The organism is Streptomyces sp. NPDC026659 (genome assembly GCF_040638245.1).
GTDB lineage: Bacteria > Actinomycetota > Actinomycetes > Streptomycetales > Streptomycetaceae > Streptomyces.
Genome location: NZ_JBEZXY010000011.1, coordinates 42,236 through 61,966, shown reverse-complemented (window position 1 = coordinate 61,966; position 19,731 = coordinate 42,236). Strand labels below are relative to the sequence as shown.

Sequence of the window (19,731 nt, the reverse complement as noted above, 5' to 3'; positions counted from 1 at the left end):
CGAGAACCCCCCTATTCCCCGGCCGGAAGCGCCGCGGGCGACCGCCACCCCCGAGACCCCCGAGCCCGCAGCCAGGCGGTGGTCTCCTCGGGAGGCATAGCGGCAGCGACCAGCCACCCCTGCACCGCGTCACACCCCAGATCCCGCAACCGCTCCCACGTCTCGTCGTCCTCCACACCCTCGGCGACGACCACGAGCCCCAGCGAGTGCGCCAGGTCCACCGTGCACCGCACGATCTCCGCGTCCTCGTTGTCCACCGCGAGCCGCGCCACGAAGGACCGGTCGATCTTCAACTCGCTGACGGGCAGCCGCCGTAGATGCACCAGCGACGAGTACCCCGTACCGAAGTCGTCGAGCGACATCTTCACCCCGTGCCCCGTGAGCGCGGCCAGCGTGTCGGCAGCGCGGGTCGGGTCCTCGAGGAGCACATGCTCGGTGATCTCCAGCTGAAGCGCCCCCGCCGGGACCCCGTGCCGGGCGAGCCGGGCGGCGACCGAACCGGCGAAGCCGGGCGAGTGGACGTCGCGCGGGGAGACGTTGACGGCCACGGGTACCCGCAGGCCCTGTTCGCGCCAGCGGGCGACCTGGGCGAGGGCGGTCTCCAGGACGTACTCGGTCAGCAGCGGCATCAGCCCGGAGGTCTCGGCGATGGCGATGAACTCGTCCGGCGGAACCTTTCCGCGCTCCGGGTGCACCCAGCGCACCAGGGCCTCCAGACCGGCGACCTGTCCGTCGAAGCGCACCTTGGGCTGGTAGTGCAGCTGCACCTCGTGGGCGTCCAGGGCGCGGCGCAGATCGCCGAGCAGGGCGAGCCGGTCGGGGGTATTGGAGTCCCGCTTGGACTCGTACGCCTCGACGCCGGAGCGGTCCCGCTTCGCCTGGTACATCGCCACGTCGGCGCGGCGCAGCATCCCCTCGGCGTCCAGGGCGTGGTCGGGGAAGAGGGCGACGCCCGCGCTGGCCTCCAGGACGAGGGTGAGCCCGTCGAGGTCGAGCGGGGAGCTCAGCGCGGTGACCAGGCCGCGGGCGATGCGGGTGGCCGAGGTGGTGGAGTCGGCCACGGGCAGCAGGACGGCGAACTCGTCACCGCCGAGCCGCGCGGCCTCCGCTCCGCGCGGCAGGGCGTGCCGCAGCCGTTCCGCGATCTGCAGCAGTAACCGGTCCCCGGCGAGATGACCGAGGGTGTCGTTGACGGACCGGAACCGGTCGAGGTCGATCAGCAGGAGCGCGGAACGCGCCCCGATGCGTTCGGCGTCGTCCAGCGCGGTCCAGATGCGCTCCAGCAGCCACTGCCGGTTGGGCAGTCCGGTCAGCGGGTCGCGCAACTGCTCCTCGGCGCGCGCCCGGGCCATCCACAGCGCGGAGTCGAGCGCGATCAGCGGGACGGCGAACAGCGGCAGCAGCACCGGCTGCGCGTCCGCGACCACGCACACCAGCGGGGCGATGCCGAGCAGCGCCACCGCGACCAGTCCCTGTCTGACCAGAGCGCTGCGGGCGATGGTCGGCAGCCCGCGCCCGCGCGGGGCACGCAGGTACCACAGCAGCCCCCGGCCGACGACGAGGTACGCGGCGGCCGCGAGGACGGTCTCGGGGACGGTGCCGAGCCCCCAGCCGCCCATCCCCCAGGGCCGTTCGACGGTGGGCACCCGGCCGAACGCGCCGAGCACCAGGGCGCCCGCGCCGATGCCGAGGATGTCCACCGCGCCGTGCAGCAGTCCCTGGGCGAGGCGCTGCCGCCGGGCCGCGCCGACCAGGACGACGACGGTGAGGCTGACCAGGGCCGCGGGTATCCAGCCGTAGAGCAGCAGGACGGCGAGGGTGAGTGCGGCGCCGGAACCGGTGCCGCCCCACCAGCGGGCGCGGCCCAGCATGACGAGGTGTCCGACGATGACGCCGGTGAGCAGGGCGAGCGCCCAGCCGGCCGTGCCGCTCGGGAAGAGGGCGTGGCCCTCGACGAAGGCGGCGGCCAGGCCGCCGGTGAGCAGGAGTCCGGCGGCGCCGACCACGAGCGCGGGCAGTGACCGCAGTCGGCGCAGCCGGGAGGGGGCCGGAGCGCCGAGGGCCGGCGGGAGTTCGGGAGTTCGCGCGGGGGCGGGGAGGGGTGCCGGGACGCGTGGACCGGCGCGGTCGCCGCTCTGCCCCGTCCACCGGTTCCCCCGCCACGCGCCCGGGCGGCGGCGCGGCCGCCGTGGGTCCGGGGCAACGCTCTCGGTCGGTTCCATTCCCGTCCCTCTCACAGCCGGCGGTGCCCACGCCACGCGGCTCGATGGCCGTCGGCCATCGGCGGCCCGGCGGTGTACAGCCCTCCCCCGGGCCGCCCGGCGGCCGCGGAGATGCACCGGCCGCGGCTGGGCACGGCGGGCGCACATCTCAACAGTAGGCCGCCAAGGGCTTCCTGGGGCAGCGGTCGTGGACGGTTGCCCGAATGCGGCCGGGCCACCCGTATGCACCTGATATGCGCCGATCGGGTGGCCTTCAACCGCTACTCCTCGGTCGGCAGGGCGACTTCGGCCGCCGCGTCGGGGCCGCTGTCCAGCAGGACGGTGAAGCCGTCCTCGTCCAGGACGGGCACCTTGAGCTGCATCGCCTTGTCGTACTTGGAGCCGGGGTTGTCACCGACGACCACGAAAGAGGTCTTCTTGGACACCGATCCGGTCACCTTCGCGCCCCGGGTCTGGAGCGCCTCCTTGGCGCCGTCGCGGGTGAAGTTCTCCAGGGTGCCGGTGACGACGACGGTGAGTCCTTCGAGCGGGCGCGGGCCCTCGTCCTCGCCGGTGGCCTCCTCCTCCAGCGGGACTCCGGCCGCCTTCCACTTGCGCACGATCTCGCGGTGCCAGTCCTCGGCGAACCACTCCTTGAGCGCGGCGGCGATGATGGGGCCCACGCCGTCGGTGGCGGACAGCTCCTCCTCCGTGGCCGCCTCGATGCGGTCGATGGAGCGGAACTCGCGGGCGAGCGCCTGCGCGGCCACCGGGCCGACATGACGGATGGACAGGCCGTTGATGAAGCGGGCGAGCGGGCGCTGCTTGGCCGCCTCGATGTACTCCAGGAGGGCGAGGGTGTTCTTCTTCGGCTCGCCCTTCTGGTTGGCGAAGACGGTGACGACCTTCTCCTCGCCGGTCTTCGGGTCGCGCTTGGGCAGCCCGCTGTCGGGGTCGAGGACGTACGCCTTGATGGGGAGCAGCTTCTCGACCGTCAGGTCGAACAGGTCGCCCTCGTCCACCAGCGGCGGTTCGGCGGGCTCAAGGGGGCGGGTGAGCGCGGCGGCGGCCACGCCTCCGAAGTGCTCGATGTCCAGGCACTCGCGTCCCGCGAGGTAGGCCACGCGCTCTCTCAACTGGGCCGGGCAGGTACGCGCGTTGGGGCAGCGGAGGTCGATGTCGCCCTCCTTCATGGCCCGCAGCGGGGTGCCGCACTCGGGGCAGTTCGCCGGCATCACGAACTCCCGCTCGCTGCCGTCGCGCAGGTCGACCACCGGGCCGAGGATCTCCGGGATGACATCACCGGCCTTGCGCAGCACCACCGTGTCGCCGATGAGCACGCCCTTGGCCTTGACGACCTCCTGGTTGTGCAGGGTGGCGAACTCGACCTCGCTGCCCGCGACCTTGACCGGCTCGACCTGGGCGTAGGGGGTGACGCGGCCGGTGCGGCCGACGCCGACCTTGATGTCGACGAGCTTGGTGTTGACCTCCTCCGGCGCGTACTTGTACGCGATGGCCCAGCGCGGGGCGCGCGCGGTGGAGCCCAGGCGGCCCTGGAGGCGGATCTCGTCGAGCTTGACGACGACACCGTCGATCTCGTGCTCCACGGAGTGGCGGTTCTCGCCGTAGTACGCGATGAACTCCCGTACGCCGTCGAGGTCGTTCACCACACGATTGTGCGTGGAGGTGGGCAGGCCCCAGGTCTTGAGCAGGTCGTACGCCTCGGACAGACGGGTGAGGCCGCTGAAGCCCTCCAGGGCGCCGATGCCGTGGACGACCATGTGCAGCGGGCGGGTGGCGGTGACGCGCGGGTCCTTCTGGCGCAGTGAACCGGCCGCCGCGTTGCGCGGGTTGGCGAAGGGCTTGTCCTCGGCGGCGACCAGGCGTTCGTTCAGCTCCAGGAACTTGTCCATCGGGAAGTAGACCTCGCCGCGGATCTCCACGAGGTCGGGCACCTCGTCGCCGTGCAGGCGGTCCGGGATGTCGGCGATGGTGCGGACGTTGGGCGTGATGTCCTCGCCGGTGCGTCCGTCGCCCCGGGTGGCGGCGCGGGTGAGGCGGCCGTGCTCGTAGGTGAGGTTGACGGCGAGGCCGTCGACCTTCAGCTCGCACAGGAAGTGGTACTCCTGGTCGCCCAGTTCGCGGTGGACGCGGTCGGCCCAGGTGGCCAGCTCCTCGTCGTCGAAGGCGTTGTCCAGGGAGAGCATCCGCTCGCGGTGGGCGACGGCGGTGAACTCGGTCTCGTAGGACCCGGCGACCTTCTGGGTGGGCGAGTCCGGGGTGCGCAGCTCCGGGTACTCCTCCTCCAGGGCCTCCAGGCTCTTGAGCAGCCGGTCGAACTCCGCGTCGCTGACGACGGGAGCGTCCTTCACGTAGTACCGGAAGCGGTGCTCCTCGACCTGCTCCGCGAGCCGCCCGTGCCGCTCGCGCGCCTCGGCGGGCACCGTTGTCGTCGCCGCTTGCTTGTCGCCGGCCACCGTGTGGTCCTCCCGTTACTCAGGGTTGTCCGCGAGGGATCTCGCCGCCCGGACGCAGTGGGCGAGCGCCTTGCGGGCGTAGGCGGGGGAAGCACCCGCCAGACCGCACGTGGGCGTGACCGTGACCGCCTCCGCGAGCAGCCCCGGACGCAGCCCCAGCCTGCGCCACAGCGTCCTGACACCCATGACGCTACCGGCAGGGTCCGACAACGCGGCATCGGTGCCGGGCACGACACCCGCGAAGAGCCGGGTGCCCGCCTCGACGGCCTCGCCGATCGCGTCGTCGTCACGTTCGGTGAGAAGGGCGAAGTCGAAGGAGACGGCGTCCGCGCCCGCGCGGCGCAGCAGCGCGAAGGGCACGTCGGGGGCGCAGGAGTGGACGAGGGCGGGGCCTTCGCCGTTGGCGCCGAGCACGTCGCGCAGGGCGGACTCCACTATCTGGCGGTCGACGGCGCGGTGGGTGCGGTAGCCGCTGGCGGTCCTGACCTGGCCGCGCAGTACGGCCGTCAGGGAGGGCTCGTCCAGCTGGAGGACGACGCGGGCGCCGGGGATGCGGCGGCGCACGTCGGCGAGGTGGAGGCGCAGCCCCTCGGCGAGCGAGGCGGTGAGGTCGCGGCAGGCGCCGGGGTCGGAGAGCACGGCCTCGCCGTTGCGCAGCTCCAGGGCGGCGGCCAGCGTCCAGGGGCCGACGACCTGCACCTTGACGTCGCCCTCGTAGCCCTGGGTGAACTCCTCCAGGGCGTCGAGGTCCTGGCGCAGCCACGCGTGCGCGCGCCGGGTGTCGCGGCCGGGGTGGTCGGACAGGCGCCAGCCGCTGGGCTCCACGCGCGCGTACAGCTCGACGAGCATCCCGGCGGTGCGGCCGATCATGTCGGCGCCGGGGCCGCGCGCGGGCAGCTCGGCGAGGTACGGGAAGTCCTCCAGGCTGCCGGTGACCGTCCTGGCGGCCTCGCGCGCGTCCTCGCCGGGCATCGAACCGACGCCGGTGGCGGCCGGGAAGGTGAACTCGCTCTTCTCACTCACCCCGGCAGGGTATGCCGTACGGCACCGGCGTCGCAGGTCAGCGGCCGGGACGGACCGTCAGGTCGTTGATCTCGGCGTCCCTCGGCAGATCGAGGGCGAGCAGGATGGTGTCGGCCACCGACTCGGGGTCGATGAACCTGCCGGGGTCGTACTCCTTGCCCTCCTGCTGGTGCACCTTGGCCTGCATGGGGCTGGCGGTGCGCCCGGGGTAGACGGAGCTGACCCGCACGCCGTTGCCGTGCTCCTCCTGGCGCAGGGAGTCCGCGAGCGCCTTGAGGCCGTGCTTGGAGGCGGCGTACGCCGACCAGTTCGCGTGCGCGTTCAGGCCCGCGCCGGAGTTGACGAAGACGACCTGGCCGCGGGCGGCGCGGAGCTGGGGCAGGAAGTGCCGGGTCAGCTCGGCCGGGGCGATCAGGTTGACGTTGAGCTGGTGGCGCCAGGACTTGGGGGTGAGGTCCCCGACCTCACCGAGGTCGACGACACCGGCGATGTGCAGCAGCGAGTCGACGCGCTCCGGCAGGCTCTGGTGGGAGAACGCCCAGGACAGCTTGTCGGGGTCGGAGAGGTCGCCGACCAGGGTGCGGGCGCCGGGGAACTCGGCGGCGAGCTCCTTGGCGCGGCCCGCGTCGCGCGCGTGCAGGACGAGTTCGTCCCCGCGCGCGTGCAGACGGCGGGCGACGGCGGCGCCGATGCCGGAACCGGCGCCGGTGATCACATGAGTAGCCATGTGCGCCATGCTCGCATCAGCGGGCGGGCAGGGAGTTCTCCAGGTGGGCCAGGACGGCCGCGGGCTCCTCCGCGAAGTGGACCAGCTCGGCGAGCGGGCGGGGCAGGAAGCCCTCCTCGTCCATGCGCCGGAACTGCTGCTGAAGACCGTCGTAGAAGCCCGCCGTGTTGAGCAGGACCACCGGCTTGTCGGTGTGGCCGTGCTTCTTCAGCTCCAGGATCTCGGTGGCCTCGTCCAGGGTGCCGGTGCCGCCGACCATGATGACGACGGCGTCGGCCTTGTCCAGGAGCAGCTTCTTGCGCTCGGCGAGGGTGCTCGCGACCACCATCTCGTCGGCGCCGGGCCGCGCCACCGCCGAGAGGAACTCCACGGAGACGCCCACGAGCCTGCCTCCGGCCTCCTGTACACCGTCCGCGACGACCTTCATCAGGCCGGAGTCGGAGCCGCCCCAGACGAGCGTGTGGCCGCCCTTGCCGATCAGTTTCCCGAACTCGCGCGCGGGGCGCGTGTAGCGGTCGTCGAGGTCGGCGGCGGAGAGGAAGACGCAGATGTTCATGGCGCCCACGGTACGCGGGAACATCGGCGGCTCCGCCGGTGCTTTCCCGGTATGGCCGATGGACACACGATCACGATCGACAAGGGCGAGCAGCATGTGCGCGTCGTACACGACGGCCGGGTGCTCGCGGAGACCGACCGACCGCTGGTGTTGCGCGAGACGGGCTGTCCGCCGCGCTACTACCTCCCCGCCGAGGACGTCCGCCTCGACCTGCTGACGCCCTCGGAGACACACACCGTCTGCCCGTTCAAGGGCACCGCGTCCTACTGGTCGCTGCCGGACGCACCCGACCTGGTGTGGGCGTATCCCGACCCGAAGCCGGAGGTGGCCGAGATCCGGGACCACTACTGCTTCTACACGCCCGAAGTGTCGTGACCTCGGGTGTCGCCGCCGTGTCGTGACGGATGAGTACGGCGCGGTACGGCAGTCTCCACGGGCATGGACAAGAAGACGACTTCCGCCGACGGCACCCCGCTCGCCTACCAGGTGACCGGCGAGGGGCCCACGGTGATCCTGGTGAGCGGCGCGATGTCCACCGGGGGCACGCTCGCGCCCTTGGCGCTGTCCCTCTCCGACCGGTGCAGGACGGTCGTCTACGACCGCCGGGGACGCGGCGCCAGCGGTGACACCCCGCCGTACACGGTGCGGCGCGAGGTGGAGGACCTGGCGGCGCTGCTCGCGGCGGTGGGCGGCGAGGCGGCGCTGTTCGGGGTGTCCTCGGGCGGCGCGCTGGTCCTGGAGGCGGCGGCGAGCGGGCTGCCGGTGGGCCGGACGGCGGTGTACGAGGTGCCGTACGCGGACTTCCTCGCGGGCGGCGCCGAGCAACAGGCGGTCTACGCGGCCAACCTGTCGCGCCTGCTGGAGGCGGGGCGCCTGGGCGACGCGGTGGAGCTGTTCCTGCGGCTGACCGGGCTCGCGGAGGAGATGATCCAGCGCGCCCGGCAGTCCCCGATGTGGCCCGGCATGGAGGCGGTCGCGCCGAGCCTCGCCCATGACGCCGCCGTCCTGGGCGACGGGCTGCTGCCCCTCGCGCGGCTGGCGGAGATCCCGGTGCCGGTCCTGTCGGTGGCGGGCGGGGTGAGCCCGGCCTGGATGCGGGAGGCGGCCCTGGCGGTCGCGGAGGCGGTGCCGGACGGCACGTATCTGGAGCTGGCGGGCCAGACCCACATGATCGAACCGGCCGCCCTGGCACCGGTGCTGGCGTCCTTCTTCACGGACTTCGCGGAGTGACGCGGCACGGAACGGCGCGGTACGGAACGGCGCGGCCCGCTCCGTGCGTGGTCAGACCGTCGCCGCCGTCGCCCGTGTCGTGGCGGCGATGGTCGCCGAGCCCACCACGCGCGTGCCGTCGTACAGCACGATCGCCTGGCCGGGGGCGACGCCCCGCACCGGCTCGGTGAAGGTGACGCGCAGTTCGCCGTCCACCAGCTCGGCGTCGACCTCGGTCTCGCCGCCGTGGGCGCGCAGCTGGGCGGTGTAGGTGCCGGGGCCCTCGGGGGCGGCGCCGCACCAGCGGGGCTTGATCGCGGTGAGCGCGGTGACGTCCAGGGCGGCGGCCGGGCCGACCGTGACGGTGTTGGTCACCGGGGAGATGTCGAGGACGTAGCGCGGCTTGCCGTCGGCGGCCGGGGTGCCCAGGCGCAGGCCCTTGCGCTGGCCGATGGTGTAGCCGTAGGCGCCCTCGTGGGTGCCGAGGCGGTTGCCGTCCTCGTCCACGATGTCGCCCTCGGCCTTGCCGAGCCGCTGGGCGAGGAAGCCCTGGGTGTCGCCGTCGGCGATGAAACAGATGTCGTGCGAGTCGGGCTTCTTGGCGACGGCCAGGCCCCGGCGCTCGGCCTCGGCGCGGATCTCGTCCTTGGTGGTGACGGTGTCGCCGAGCGGGAACAGCGCGTGCGCGAGCTGGCGGTCGTCCAGGACGCCGAGCACGTACGACTGGTCCTTGGCCATGTCCGAGGCGCGGTGCAGCTCGCGGGTGCCGTCCTCGCGCACGATCACCTGGGCGTAGTGGCCGGTGCAGACCGCGTCGAAGCCGAGCGCGAGCGCCTTGTCGAGCAGCGCGGCGAACTTGATCTTCTCGTTGCAGCGCAGGCAGGGGTTGGGGGTGCGCCCGGCCTCGTACTCCGCGATGAAGTCCTCGACCACGTCCTCGCGGAAGCGGTCGGCGAGGTCCCAGACGTAGAAGGGGATGCCGATGACGTCGGCGGCGCGGCGGGCGTCGCGGGAGTCCTCGATGGTGCAGCAGCCCCGCGCTCCGGTGCGGAAGGATTGCGGGTTCGCGGAGAGCGCGAGGTGGACGCCGGTCACGTCGTGCCCGGCTTCCGCGGCGCGCGCGGCGGCGACGGCGGAGTCGACACCGCCGGACATGGCGGCGAGGACGCGGAGGGGGCGCTGCGGGGTCTCAGTCATAACCCTTCCAGGGTACGGGGCGCGGGAACCGCGGACGCCGGGAGGCCGTTGAAGATCACAGGGGTACCGGGACGGCGGGGAGACGGGGACGGCATGGGTGACGGGGACCGGCGGCTGGGTCGGCGGGCACTGCTGATCGGCGGCGCGGCGGCGGCCGTGGGCACGGCGGCGCTGGCGCGCGAGGAGCTGGCGCATCTGTGGTGGCGGCTGCCGGGGGTGGAGCGGCCCCGGGTGGCCGGTGCGGTGGACTTCAGGGGTGCCCGCTGGGTGGCGGCCTCGCCGGGGAACTACCGCCGCGCGGACCGCCCCGACGACTACACGGTGGACCGGGTCGTCATCCATGTCACCCAGGGCGGCTACGCGTCGGCGGTGAAGGTCTTCCAGGACCCGGCACACGGCGCGGCGGCGCACTACATCGTGCGCGGGGACGGCGGGATCACCCAGCTGATCCGCGAGCTGGACGTGGCCTTCCACGCGGGCAACCGGTCCTACAACGAGCGCAGTGTGGGCATCGAGCACGTCGGCTTCGTGGACGATCCCTCGTCCTTCACGGACGCGATGTACGCGGCCTCGGCCCGGCTGACGGCCCGGATATGCGCGCGGTACGGCATGAAGCCCGACCGGGAGCACGTCATCGGGCACGTCGAGGTCCCGGGGACGGACCACACGGACCCGGGCCCGCACTGGGACTGGGACCGGTACATGAAGCTGGTGCGGCAGGCGAGCGCCTAGGCCACGCCTGCCCGGCCGCTAGGTCAGTCCGGCCGCACGGGCCCGCTCCACCGCGGGCCCGATGGCCTTGGCGACGGCCTCCACGTCCTCGTCGGTGGAGGTGTGGCCCAGCGAGAAGCGCAGGGTGCCGCGCGCCAGGTCGGGGTCGGTGCCGGTGGCGAGCAGGACGTGGCTGGGCTGGGCGACGCCCGCCGTGCAGGCAGAGCCGGTGGAGCACTCGATGCCCTGCGCGTCGAGCAGGAGGAGCAGGGAGTCGCCCTCGCAGCCGGGGAAGGTGAAGTGGGCGTTGGCGGGCAGCCGGCCGCCGGGTGCCGGGTCGCCGCCGAGGATCGCGTCGGGGACGGCCGTGCGCACGGCGTCCACCAGCCGGTCGCGCAGGGCGCCGATCTCGCGGGCGAACCGCTCCTGCTGCTCGGCGGCGATGCGTCCGGCCACCGCGAAGGAGGCGACGGCGGGCACGTCGAGCGTGCCGGAGCGGACATGGCGCTCCTGCCCGCCGCCGTGCAGCACGGGTACGGGGCTGTGCTCGCGGCCGAGGACGAGGGCGCCGATGCCGTACGGGCCGCCGATCTTGTGCCCGGAGACGGTCATCGCGGCGAGCCCGGACGCGGCGAAGTCGACCGGCACCTGCCCGAACGCCTGGACCGCGTCGGCGTGCAGCGGGACGCCGAACTCAGCTGCCACGTCCGCCAGTTCGCGGACCGGCATGATCGTGCCGATCTCGTTGTTGGCCCACATCACCGTGGCCAGAGCCACGTCGCCGGGGTTGCGCGCGATGGCCTCGCGCAGCACCTCGGGGCTCACCCGGCCGTGACGGTCCACGGGCAGGTACTCCACGACGGCGCCCTCGTGCTCGCCCAGCCAGTGCACGGCGTCGAGGACGGCGTGGTGCTCGACGGGACTGGACAGGACGCGGACGCGGGCCGGGTCGGCGGCGCGGCGGGACCAGTACAGGCCCTTGACCGCGAGGTTGTCGGCCTCGGTGCCGCCGGAGGTGAAGACGATCTCGCTGGGGCGCGCGCCCAGCGCCTCGGCGAGGGTTTCGCGGGACTCCTCGACCGTGCGGCGGGCCCGGCGGCCGGAGGCGTGCAGCGAGGACGCGTTGCCGGTGACGCTCAGCCGGGCGGTCAGCGCCGCCGCGGCCTCGGGGAGCATCGGGGTCGTGGCGGCGTGGTCGAGGTAAGCCATGGTGACGCCGATTCTACGGCGGCCGGAGGCCCGCCCTCCGAGCGGCGGGCGCACGGCACCCGCGCAGGTGATCCCGGGCCGGTCGCACCGGGCTCCGGGGCGCCGGAACTCACCGGGCTCCATGGCGCCGGGACACCGGGCCCGACCGGGCTCGGAGACACCGGGACTTATCGGCCCCGGGACGCCAGGACTCACCGGACCCCAAGGCGCCGGGACACCGCGACACCGGGTTCGACCGGACTCGGAGACACCAGGGCGCCGGGTCCGACCGGGCCCAGAAACAGGGGCCTCACCGGCCCCGAAACGCCGGTGTCACAGGCTCCAGGACACCGTGTGGGACAGCTGCATGGCGACGGCCAGGACCACCAGGTCGGCCACGCCGAGGGCCATGCCGAGCCAGGCCCGGCCGGGGCGCGAGGTGCCGCGCCACAGGGCCACGGCGGCCAGGACGACCGAGACCGGGCCGAGGACGACGTTGAGGACGAGCAGGCCGAGGAGGCCGAGGACGAAGGAGGCCACCGCCATGCCGTCGGCGTCCCGGGTGTGCGGGGCGGCCTCGGTGGGCCGGACGGCCGGTGCGGTGAGTCGCGGTGCGGTGAGTCGCATGGTGCTCAGCTCCTGAGGTCGTGACGGACGGTCAGTCGGCGGAGTGGCGGCGCCTGCGGCCATGGTGCTCGCGGAGCGCGAAGACGCCGAGCCAGACGGCGATGAGGACGGCGAGGGCGGCGGTGACCGGCAGTGGCGCGTGAGCCACGGTGCCGAGGACGACACCGAGCAGCATCAGTGCGGCGACGAGGAACAGCATGGGATCGGATCCCCCCTCCAACTCTGGGTGAACAGTTGTAGTAACAGTTGTTCACTGACGCCGAGTCTAGCGCGCGGCACGACTTTTCAATTCCGGAGAACAGTTGTTAACTGGATGACATGAGTCACACCCTCGGCGCCCGGCAGGCCCAGAAACAGAGGACCCGTCAGGCGTTCCTGGACGCGGCGCTCACCCTGCTCGAGGAGCAGAGCCTGAGCAGTCTGGGGCTGCGCGAGGTGACCCGGGCCGTCGGCGTGGCCCCCACCGCCTTCTACCGGCACTTCCGCTCGACTGCCGACCTAGGCGTCGCGCTGGTCGGCGAGGCGCTGGGCAGCCTGCACCCGATGGTCCGCCCGACGGTCGCCGCCGGGGACGACAGCGAGGAACGCATCCGCCGCGCCGTCGAGTTGATCGCCCACCACGTGGACAGCCATCCCGCGCACGTCCGCTTCATCGCGCGCGAGCGGCACGGCGGGGTGAGGGCGGTGCGCGAGGCGATCCAGGCCGAACTGGCCCGGTTCGCCGAGGAGGTGCGCTCCGAACTGGCCGCCGACCCGCAGACCGAGGGCTGGGCGGATGCCGACGTGCTGATGCTCGCCCACCTCTACGTGGACCAGATGCTCATCACCGCCTCCCTGTTCCTGGAGTCCCAGGACGGGCCGCCGGGCGAGCGGGAGCGCGTGACACGGCTCGCCGCCCAGCAGTTGCGGCTCATCTCACGGGGCAGCAGGCACTGGCTGGACTGAGCGGGAGCAACTCCCGTCACGACGGCGCCTGTTCGCCGTACAACTCCAGCGCCGAGCGCGCCCCCCGCAGGAGTTCGGCACGTGCCTCGGGCGGGTCCAGGATCTCCACCTGGTCGGAGAAGCCCAGGAGTTGGCGCACCGCGCGCAGCACCGGGAAGGTCATCCGGGCGACGACCCACTCCTCCTCCCCCGCGCCCGGCGGGAGTTCGGCCAGATGGGGGCCCGCGACGCGCAGGAAGAAGTCCAGGCGTTCGCGGCGCACCCGCACGGTGACGTCGATCGCGCCGTCCGGCCAGTCCTCCACCTGGCGGAGCAACACCTCCCACACGTCGGCCAGTTCGGTGCCGGGGCGGCGGCGCACGGGGTCGTCGAGGAGGCGGGCCGCGCTTACCCGGTCGGCCCGGAAGAGCTGCGGCCGGGCCCGCCGGTCCGCGACCAGATACCAGACCCCGGCCTTGGCGACCAGGCCGTACGGGTCCACGGTGTAGGTGCGCGGCTCCCGCTGTCCGCTGTGCCGGTAGCGCAACCGCAGCCGCCGGTCGCGGAACACCGCCTCCCGCAGCACCTCCAGATCGACGGCCGCCTGCGGTCCGCCGCGCCAGCGCGTGGCGTCGACCAGCACGCGCCGGCTGGCGAGTTCGGCGGCGGGCCGGTGCGGTTCGGGCAGCGCGGCCATCACCTTGCGCAGGGCCGAGCCGAGGGCGGCGTCGAGGCCGAGCGCCGCGTGCGTGCCCTCGGCGGCCAGGATGAACAGCGCGCGGGACTCGTCGGCGGTCAGCCCCGTGACATCCGTACGGAAGCCCGCGAGCAGGGCGATGCCGCCGTGCCGCCCGCGCTCGGCGTACACCGGGACCCCGGCGGCGGACAGCGCCTCCACGTCCCGGTAGACCGTGCGCACCGACACCTCCAGGCGAGCGGCGAGTTCACGCGCGGGCACCCGGCCCCGGGTCTGGAGGAGCAGCAGGATCGACAGCAGCCGGTCGGACTTCACGCACCCAGAATCGCGCCATCCGGAGGACGCGCACAAATGTTGACGGAATCTGTCAGGTTTTCCGCCGATGCTCGCTCCACCGGCTCAAGAGCTCCACCGATGCAGCGAGAGGCACACCATGACCACCACCGCGTTCACCGACCCGCGTCCCGTCTACCACCGCGCGAGCGAGCAGGCGGCCCGCCTGATCGCGGCGGTACGGCCCGATCAGCTCGGACTCCCCACCGCGTGTACCGAGTTCGACGTGCGCGGACTGCTGGAGCACGTCGTCAACGGCACCCGGGGCATCGCCGCGATCCCGGGCGGCGCGGCACCCGCACCGGGCGGCCGCTCCGCCGGGGAGGTCGCCGACGACGGCTGGGGCGCGGCCTACGACGAGGTCCGCACCCTCATGCTGAAGGCGTGGGACGACGACGACCTCATGACGCGGGCGGTCCAGGTGCCGTGGGGCGAGGTCCCCGGCCACGCGGCCCTCTCGGGCTATGTGATGGAGATCGTGGCCCACACCTGGGACCTCTCCGACGCGCTCGGCCACCCCTTCCCGCTCGACCCGGAGGTGGGCGGGTTCGCGCTCAAGGTGGCCGAACGGCAGCTCCCGGACTCGCGTCCGCGCGAGGTGCTGCCGTTCGGGGAGCGCCACCCGGCCCCCGAGGGCGCCGACGCCTACGGGCGCCTCGCGGCCTGGCTGGGCCGTACGCCGGTCAGCCGAGCCTGACGCGGGCGAGCTGACGGGACTGGGCGACGAGCCGGTCCTCGCTGTCCCAGACCTCGGCGTCCTCCTCCAGGAAGCCTCCGGCCAGGTTGCGGGTGGTGATCGACACCCGCAGCGGGCCGGGGGCCGGGCGCCTGCGGACGTGGACGGTCAGTTCGACGGTCGGCACCCAGCCGGTCAGCCCGATCTCGAACGCGGTCGGCGGCAGCGCGTCCACCGTGAGCAGCAGCGAGAGCGGGTCGGCGTCGCGGCCGTCGGCGAGCCCGAACCAGGCCCGCATCTCGCCCTTGCCGGAGGGCGCGCCGAGCGCCCAGCCGAGGGTCGCGGGGTCCAGCTTGAGCATGAGCCGGTCGGTGATGGCCGAGCTGCCCTCGACCGGCGCCGGACCGTCCTCGGGACCGAAGCACCGCTCCAGCGGCGGGATCACGGGCGGGACGGCGGTGGTGCGCACGTCGTCGGGGAGGGCGCCGAGGTCGCCGTAGGAGGCGAGGACGCGGATGCGCTCCACCTCGTTGCCGTCGGCGTCGTACTGGAACAGCGACGCCTGGCCGGTGGAGAGGGTGCGGCCGGTGCGCACGGTCTCGGTGCGCACCACGGCGGGCCCCGGCTGGGAGGCCGTCAGATAGTGCGCGGAGACCGAGAACGGGTCGGGGTGCGGGAGGGTGTCCGCGAGGGCCCGGCCGAGGACGGCCAGCAGATAGCCGCCGTTGACGGCACTGATGATGGTCCAGCCGGCCGAGAGGTCGATGTCGTAGACGCCGGGCTCGCGGCGGACGACCGCGGTGTCGCGGTCGAACTCGCTGTCGCCGATCAGGGCCGCTGCGGCGGGTACGGAAGCTGCTTCTGGCATGGGTGAACCGTACAACAACAAATTACTAAGCAGTAGCTTTGGATGTTGCGGGCGGATGACAAGATCCCCCGGCCTCCGTCCGGCCGGCTCCCCGCACGGGCCCGCCTACTCCTCCGTGACCGTCGAGCGCCGGTTCCAGGCGCGCGGCGCCCGCCAGTGGTACTTCATCGCAAGCAGCCGCAGCACGAAGGCGGTGACGGCGGCGACGCCGCTGGTGAGCGGGGTGAGGGCGTCGTAGCGGATGCAGAGCACCACCATGGCCGAGCCGACGATCGCCGGAACCGCGTACAGGTCGCGGTCCCAGCGCAGCAGCGAGGGCACCTCGTTGGCGAGCACGTCACGCAGCACACCGCCGCCGACGGCGGTGGCGAGGCCGAGCGTCGCGGAGGCGGTGAGGCCGAGGCCGTAGCTGTACGCCTTGGTCGTGCCGGTGACGCAGAAGAGGCCGAGTCCGGCCGCGTCGAAGACGAGCACCGCCGACTGGATGCGCTCGACGTGCGGATGCAGGAAGAAGACCACCACGGCGGTGAGCAGCGGGGTCACGAAGTAGCCGAGGTCCGTGAAGGCCGCCGGCGGCACCGCCCCGATGATCAGATCGCGGATCAGCCCCCCGCCCAGCGCGGTCACCTCGGCGAGGACGGCGATGCCGAAGACGTCGAAGTTCTTCCGGACGGCCAGCAGGGCGCCGGAGATCGCGAACACGAAGATGCCGATGACATCCAGCGTGTGCTGAACGGAGGGACTGAAGAGTTGCTGGATCTGCACCCTGACATTCTCACCTGAAGGCGGTTGCGCGCCTTGCAAAGCCAGGCCGGGTCCGGGGCCGGTCCGGGAACGCGAACGGCCGCCGCGAGTGCGGCGGCCGTTCGGTGTCACCTGCCGGTGCGGTCCGGGCCTACTTCCCGGTCTGCTCGGGGCTCTCGGGCTCGGCCTCGGGCTCCGGCTTAGCCTCGGACCCCTCGGCGTCCGTGGCCGTCTCGGCCGCGACCTCCGCAGCCTCCGCGACCTCCGCCGCCACCGCGGCCGACGTCTCCGCCGACTCCTCCAGGACCGTCTCCGGCACCAGCTCGGAGGCCGCCTTCGCCGCGGTCAGCAGGACCACGTCCTGCGGCGCCTGGTCGGCGAAGTTCTCCGGGTGGTGGCAGGCGACCCGCTGGCCGGGACGCAGCTCCTTGAGCAGCGGCTCGGTCGTCTTGCAGATCTGCGTGGCCTTCCAGCACCGGGTGTGGAAGCGGCAGCCCGACGGCGGCGCGATGGGCGAGGGCACGTCGCCGCGGAGCAGGATGCGCTCGCTCTTGGCGCCCTGGCGCTTCGGGTCCGGGACCGGCACCGCCGACATCAGCGCCTTGGTGTACGGGTGCATCGGCGACTCGTACAGCGAGTTGCGGTCCGCCAGCTCGACCATCTTGCCGAGGTACATCACCGCGATCCGGTCCGAGACGTGCCGGACGACCGAGAGGTCGTGCGCGATGATCACGTACGTCAGGCCCAGTTCCTCCTGGAGGTCGTCCATGAGGTTGACGACCTGGGCCTGGATCGACACGTCCAGCGCGGAGACCGGCTCGTCGGCGACGACCAGCTTCGGCTTGAGCGCGAGCGCGCGGGCGATGCCGATGCGCTGGCGCTGGCCGCCGGAGAACTCGTGCGGGTAGCGGTTGTAGTGCTCGGGGCTCAGACCGACGAGCTCCAGGAGGCGCTGGACCTCCTTCTTCACCCCGCCCTCGGGCGTGACGTTCTGCAGCCGGAAGGGCGCCGAGACGATCGAGCCGATGGTGTGACGGGGGTTCAGGGAGCCGTACGGGTCCTGGAAGATCATCTGGATGTCGCGCCGCAGCGGCCGCATCCGTCCCGTGCTGAGCCGGGTGATGTCCTGGCCCTCGAAGGTGATCTTTCCGCCGGTCGGGTCCTGGAGCCGGGTGATGACCCGGCCCATGGTCGACTTGCCGCAGCCCGACTCGCCGACCACGCCCAGGGTCTCGCCCTTGCGCACCTCGAAGTCGATCCCGTCGACGGCCTTCACCGCGCCGACCTGGCGCTGGAGAATGCCCTTCTTGATCGGGAAGTGCTTCGTCAGGCCCTCGACCCGGAGCAGCACGTCGCTGTCCGCCGCCCCGCCCTCGGAGCCCGCCGGACGCGGGATCGCGGCCCCGCCGATTTTCTTGGTCTCAGTCACAGCTTCGGCGCAATCTCTTCGGTCCAGATCCGCTCACGGTCCTCGGCCGAGAGGTGGCAGGCGGTCCAGTGCCGCCCGGAGTCCACCAGCTCCAGCTCGGGGCGCACGGTGCGGGTGACGTTCCCCTTGGGGATGTCCGCGTACGGGCAGCGCGGGTTGAAGGCGCAGCCCGAGGGGATGTTGATGAGGCTCGGCGGCTGGCCCTTGACGGGGATGAGCCGGTCCTCGGTCACCCGGTCGATGCGCGGCATCGAGCCGAGCAGGCCCCAGGTGTAGGGGTGCTGCGGCTTCTCGAAGATCTCGTCGACCGGGCCGCGCTCCACGCACCGGCCGCCGTACATCACCAGCACGTCGTCCGCGATCTCGGCGACCACACCGAGGTCGTGGGTGATCATCATGACCGCGGAGCCGAACTCCTTCTGCAGGTCCCGGATCAGGTCCAGGATCTGCGCCTGCACGGTCACGTCGAGCGCGGTGGTCGGCTCGTCCGCGATGAGCAGCTCGGGGTTGTTGACCAGGGCCATGGCGATCATGGCGCGCTGGCGCATACCGCCGGAGAACTCGTGCGGGTAGCTGTCGACGCGCTTGCCCGGCTCGGGGATGCCCACGCGGTCCAGCATCTCGATGGCGCGCGTGCGGGCCACCTTCTTGCTGACCTTGTGGTGGACCCGGTACGCCTCCACGATCTGGTTGCCGATCGTGTAGTACGGGTGCATCGCGGACAGCGGGTCCTGGAAGATCATCGCCATCTCGCGGCCGCGGAGCTTGCGCACCTCGTCCGGGGAGGCGGAGACCAGTTCCTTGCCGGCGAGACGGATCTCGCCGGACATCTGGACGTTCTTGCCGCGCGCGCCGAGCCGGTGCAGGCCCATGATCGCCAGCGAGGTCACCGACTTGCCGGAGCCGGACTCACCCACGACGGCGAGGGTCTTGCCCTTCTCCAGCGAGAAGGTGAGCCCGTCGACGGACTTGACGAGGCCGTCGTCGGTCGGGAAGTGCACCTTGAGGTCGCGGACCTCCAGGAACGCCTCGGAGGCCTTGCCCGAGGAGCCGGAGGGCTCCTCCACGGCGGCGCCGGTCTTGGAAAGTTCGGTCACGAGAGCCTCACGCGCGGGTCGGCGGCCGCGTACACCACGTCCACCAGGAGATTTGCGATCACGACGAAGAAGGCGGCGAGCATGGTGACGCCGAGGATCTTGGGCAGGTCGTTGTCGGTGATGCCCTGCACCGCGTACTCGCCGATGCCGTGCAGCGAGAACACGTACTCCGTGATCACCGCACCGCCCAGGAGCAGGCCGATGTCCATGCCGAAGACGGTGATGATCGGCGTGAGGGCGGCGCGCAGACCGTGCCGGAAGACGACCCGCTGCTCGCGCAGGCCCTTGGCGCGGGCCGTGCGGATGAAGTCCTCGTTCATCGTCTCCAGCATGCCCGAACGGGTCAGGCGCGCATAGATGGCCGAGTACAGCAGGGCCAGCGAACACCACGCCGGGAAGAGGGTGTTGGCCCACTGGCTGGGGTTCTCGGTGAACGGCACATAGGTGTCACCGAAGATCGGCCAGGTGTCGACGAAGAGCAGGATCGCCAGGTTGCCCGTGAAGAACATGGGCAGGGAGACGCCGGCGAGGGCGACGCCCATGAAGGTGCGGTCGAGGACCGAGCGCGGCTTCAGGGCGGAGATGACACCGGCGATCACGCCGGAGACCAGCCACAGCACGGCCGCGCCGACGGCCAGCGAGAACGTGACCGGAAGGCGGTCGACCAGCTCCGGCCAGACCGCCTGGTGGGTCTTGAAGGAGTAGCCGAAGCACGGTGCCGCACAGAGCACCGTGGTGGGACCGAGGTCGTAGGTCGCGCCGGACACGATCCCCTTGATGAAGTGCCAGTACTGGATATAGACAGGCTGATCCAGACCGAGGTTGTGCTTGACCGCGGCGATGTCCGCCTTCGACGGGCTCTTGCCGATGTACTGCTGCGCCAGCTGATCCGCTGTCTGGCCGGCGAGCCGTGGCAGCAAGAAGAAGATGGCGAAGGTGACCGCGGAGACGACCAGCAGCAGGATCACTGCCGCGAACGTCCGGCGGAGGATGTACGAGATCACGGGGACCGGCGCTGGTGCCCGCGGGCTGTAGACCCGCGGGCAC

Annotated in this window: 20 protein-coding genes; 5 read left to right on the top strand and 15 right to left on the bottom strand. The window is 72.4% G+C overall.

Annotation, left to right across the window (positions count from 1 at the left end; all coding sequences use genetic code 11):
* Nucleotides 1-11 precede the first annotated feature (11 nt).
* The 5 genes from AB0E91_RS25610 to AB0E91_RS25590 form a co-directional block, all read right to left on the bottom strand.
* A complete protein-coding gene (locus AB0E91_RS25610; protein ID WP_361786368.1) occupies nucleotides 12-2,222 on the bottom strand; it encodes a bifunctional diguanylate cyclase/phosphodiesterase in 2,211 nt (736 codons plus the stop codon).
* Nucleotides 2,223-2,482: 260 nt separating this feature from the next.
* A complete protein-coding gene (ligA, locus tag AB0E91_RS25605; RefSeq protein ID WP_361786365.1) occupies nucleotides 2,483-4,678 on the bottom strand; it encodes an NAD-dependent DNA ligase LigA in 2,196 nt (731 codons plus the stop codon).
* Between the two features lie 15 nt (nucleotides 4,679-4,693).
* Complete coding sequence (locus AB0E91_RS25600) at nucleotides 4,694-5,701, bottom strand: methionine synthase (protein WP_361786362.1); 1,008 nt, start codon at nucleotides 5,699-5,701, stop codon at nucleotides 4,694-4,696.
* Nucleotides 5,702-5,738: 37 nt separating this feature from the next.
* Nucleotides 5,739-6,437, bottom strand: a complete 699-nt coding sequence (locus AB0E91_RS25595) for an SDR family oxidoreductase (RefSeq protein ID WP_361786359.1) — start codon at nucleotides 6,435-6,437, stop codon at nucleotides 5,739-5,741.
* 7 nt (nucleotides 6,438-6,444) lie between these two features.
* A complete protein-coding gene (locus tag AB0E91_RS25590) occupies nucleotides 6,445-6,984 on the bottom strand; it encodes a TIGR00730 family Rossman fold protein (RefSeq protein ID WP_361786896.1) in 540 nt (179 codons plus the stop codon).
* A gap of 51 nt (nucleotides 6,985-7,035) precedes the next feature.
* Between AB0E91_RS25590 and AB0E91_RS25585 the strand changes: the two genes are divergently transcribed.
* Together AB0E91_RS25585 and AB0E91_RS25580 are read left to right on the top strand one after the other, a co-directional pair.
* Nucleotides 7,036-7,359, top strand: a complete 324-nt coding sequence (locus tag AB0E91_RS25585) for a DUF427 domain-containing protein (RefSeq protein ID WP_161179149.1) — start codon at nucleotides 7,036-7,038, stop codon at nucleotides 7,357-7,359.
* Between the two features lie 63 nt (nucleotides 7,360-7,422).
* Nucleotides 7,423-8,214, top strand: a complete 792-nt coding sequence (locus tag AB0E91_RS25580) for an alpha/beta hydrolase (protein ID WP_361786355.1) — start codon at nucleotides 7,423-7,425, stop codon at nucleotides 8,212-8,214.
* Between the two features lie 51 nt (nucleotides 8,215-8,265).
* Here the strand turns inward: AB0E91_RS25580 and mnmA are convergent, their stop codons facing one another.
* On the bottom strand, nucleotides 8,266-9,390 hold the full coding sequence (gene mnmA / locus AB0E91_RS25575) for a tRNA 2-thiouridine(34) synthase MnmA (RefSeq protein ID WP_161179151.1): 1,125 nt from the start codon (nucleotides 9,388-9,390) through the stop codon (nucleotides 8,266-8,268).
* 93 nt (nucleotides 9,391-9,483) lie between these two features.
* Between mnmA and AB0E91_RS25570 the strand changes: the two genes are divergently transcribed.
* The gene (locus AB0E91_RS25570) at nucleotides 9,484-10,122 is read left to right on the top strand and encodes a peptidoglycan recognition family protein (RefSeq protein WP_361786351.1); all 639 of its coding nucleotides are present in this window, start codon (nucleotides 9,484-9,486) and stop codon (nucleotides 10,120-10,122) included.
* A gap of 18 nt (nucleotides 10,123-10,140) precedes the next feature.
* On the opposite strand, the gene AB0E91_RS25565 is transcribed toward AB0E91_RS25570, so the two are convergent.
* The 3 genes from AB0E91_RS25565 to AB0E91_RS25555 all read right to left on the bottom strand — a co-directional run bounded on the left by AB0E91_RS25565 (nucleotide 10,141) and on the right by AB0E91_RS25555 (nucleotide 12,115).
* Nucleotides 10,141-11,310, bottom strand: a complete 1,170-nt coding sequence (locus AB0E91_RS25565; RefSeq protein ID WP_361786348.1) for a cysteine desulfurase family protein — start codon at nucleotides 11,308-11,310, stop codon at nucleotides 10,141-10,143.
* A gap of 312 nt (nucleotides 11,311-11,622) precedes the next feature.
* Complete coding sequence (locus tag AB0E91_RS25560) at nucleotides 11,623-11,835, bottom strand: DUF4190 domain-containing protein (protein WP_361786893.1); 213 nt, start codon at nucleotides 11,833-11,835, stop codon at nucleotides 11,623-11,625.
* Nucleotides 11,836-11,947: 112 nt separating this feature from the next.
* The gene (locus tag AB0E91_RS25555; RefSeq protein ID WP_202485476.1) at nucleotides 11,948-12,115 is read right to left on the bottom strand and encodes a hypothetical protein; all 168 of its coding nucleotides are present in this window, start codon (nucleotides 12,113-12,115) and stop codon (nucleotides 11,948-11,950) included.
* Between the two features lie 119 nt (nucleotides 12,116-12,234).
* Here AB0E91_RS25555 and AB0E91_RS25550 point away from each other — a divergent pair, with 119 nt between their 5' ends.
* Nucleotides 12,235-12,861, top strand: a complete 627-nt coding sequence (locus tag AB0E91_RS25550; RefSeq protein WP_361786345.1) for a TetR family transcriptional regulator — start codon at nucleotides 12,235-12,237, stop codon at nucleotides 12,859-12,861.
* 16 nt (nucleotides 12,862-12,877) lie between these two features.
* Here the strand turns inward: AB0E91_RS25550 and AB0E91_RS25545 are convergent, their stop codons facing one another.
* Nucleotides 12,878-13,852, bottom strand: coding sequence for a WYL domain-containing protein (locus AB0E91_RS25545; protein WP_361786342.1), 975 nt, complete (start codon nucleotides 13,850-13,852; stop codon nucleotides 12,878-12,880).
* Nucleotides 13,853-13,970: 118 nt separating this feature from the next.
* Here AB0E91_RS25545 and AB0E91_RS25540 point away from each other — a divergent pair, with 118 nt between their 5' ends.
* On the top strand, nucleotides 13,971-14,567 hold the full coding sequence (locus AB0E91_RS25540) for a TIGR03086 family metal-binding protein (protein ID WP_361786339.1): 597 nt from the start codon (nucleotides 13,971-13,973) through the stop codon (nucleotides 14,565-14,567).
* On the opposite strand, the gene AB0E91_RS25535 is transcribed toward AB0E91_RS25540, so the two are convergent.
* The 5 genes from AB0E91_RS25535 to AB0E91_RS25515 form a co-directional block, all read right to left on the bottom strand.
* The gene (locus tag AB0E91_RS25535) at nucleotides 14,554-15,414 is read right to left on the bottom strand and encodes a thioesterase family protein (RefSeq protein ID WP_361105746.1); all 861 of its coding nucleotides are present in this window, start codon (nucleotides 15,412-15,414) and stop codon (nucleotides 14,554-14,556) included. The genes AB0E91_RS25540 and AB0E91_RS25535 overlap by 14 nt on opposite strands.
* 105 nt (nucleotides 15,415-15,519) lie before the next feature.
* A complete protein-coding gene (locus AB0E91_RS25530; RefSeq protein ID WP_361786336.1) occupies nucleotides 15,520-16,179 on the bottom strand; it encodes a trimeric intracellular cation channel family protein in 660 nt (219 codons plus the stop codon).
* 130 nt (nucleotides 16,180-16,309) lie between these two features.
* Nucleotides 16,310-17,554: a dipeptide ABC transporter ATP-binding protein gene (locus tag AB0E91_RS25525; RefSeq protein ID WP_361786890.1), complete on the bottom strand. Its 1,245-nt coding sequence runs from the start codon at nucleotides 17,552-17,554 to the stop codon at nucleotides 16,310-16,312.
* A gap of 29 nt (nucleotides 17,555-17,583) precedes the next feature.
* Nucleotides 17,584-18,684 (bottom strand): ABC transporter ATP-binding protein, encoded by a 1,101-nt coding sequence (locus tag AB0E91_RS25520; RefSeq protein WP_361786333.1) that lies wholly within the window; start codon nucleotides 18,682-18,684, stop codon nucleotides 17,584-17,586.
* Nucleotides 18,681-19,688 carry an ABC transporter permease gene (locus AB0E91_RS25515; RefSeq protein ID WP_361786330.1) on the bottom strand — a complete coding sequence of 336 codons (1,008 nt, stop codon included), beginning with the start codon at nucleotides 19,686-19,688 and terminating at the stop codon, nucleotides 18,681-18,683. The genes AB0E91_RS25520 and AB0E91_RS25515 overlap by 4 nt, the downstream gene beginning before the upstream one ends.
* Between the last annotated feature and the right edge of the window lie 43 nt (nucleotides 19,689-19,731).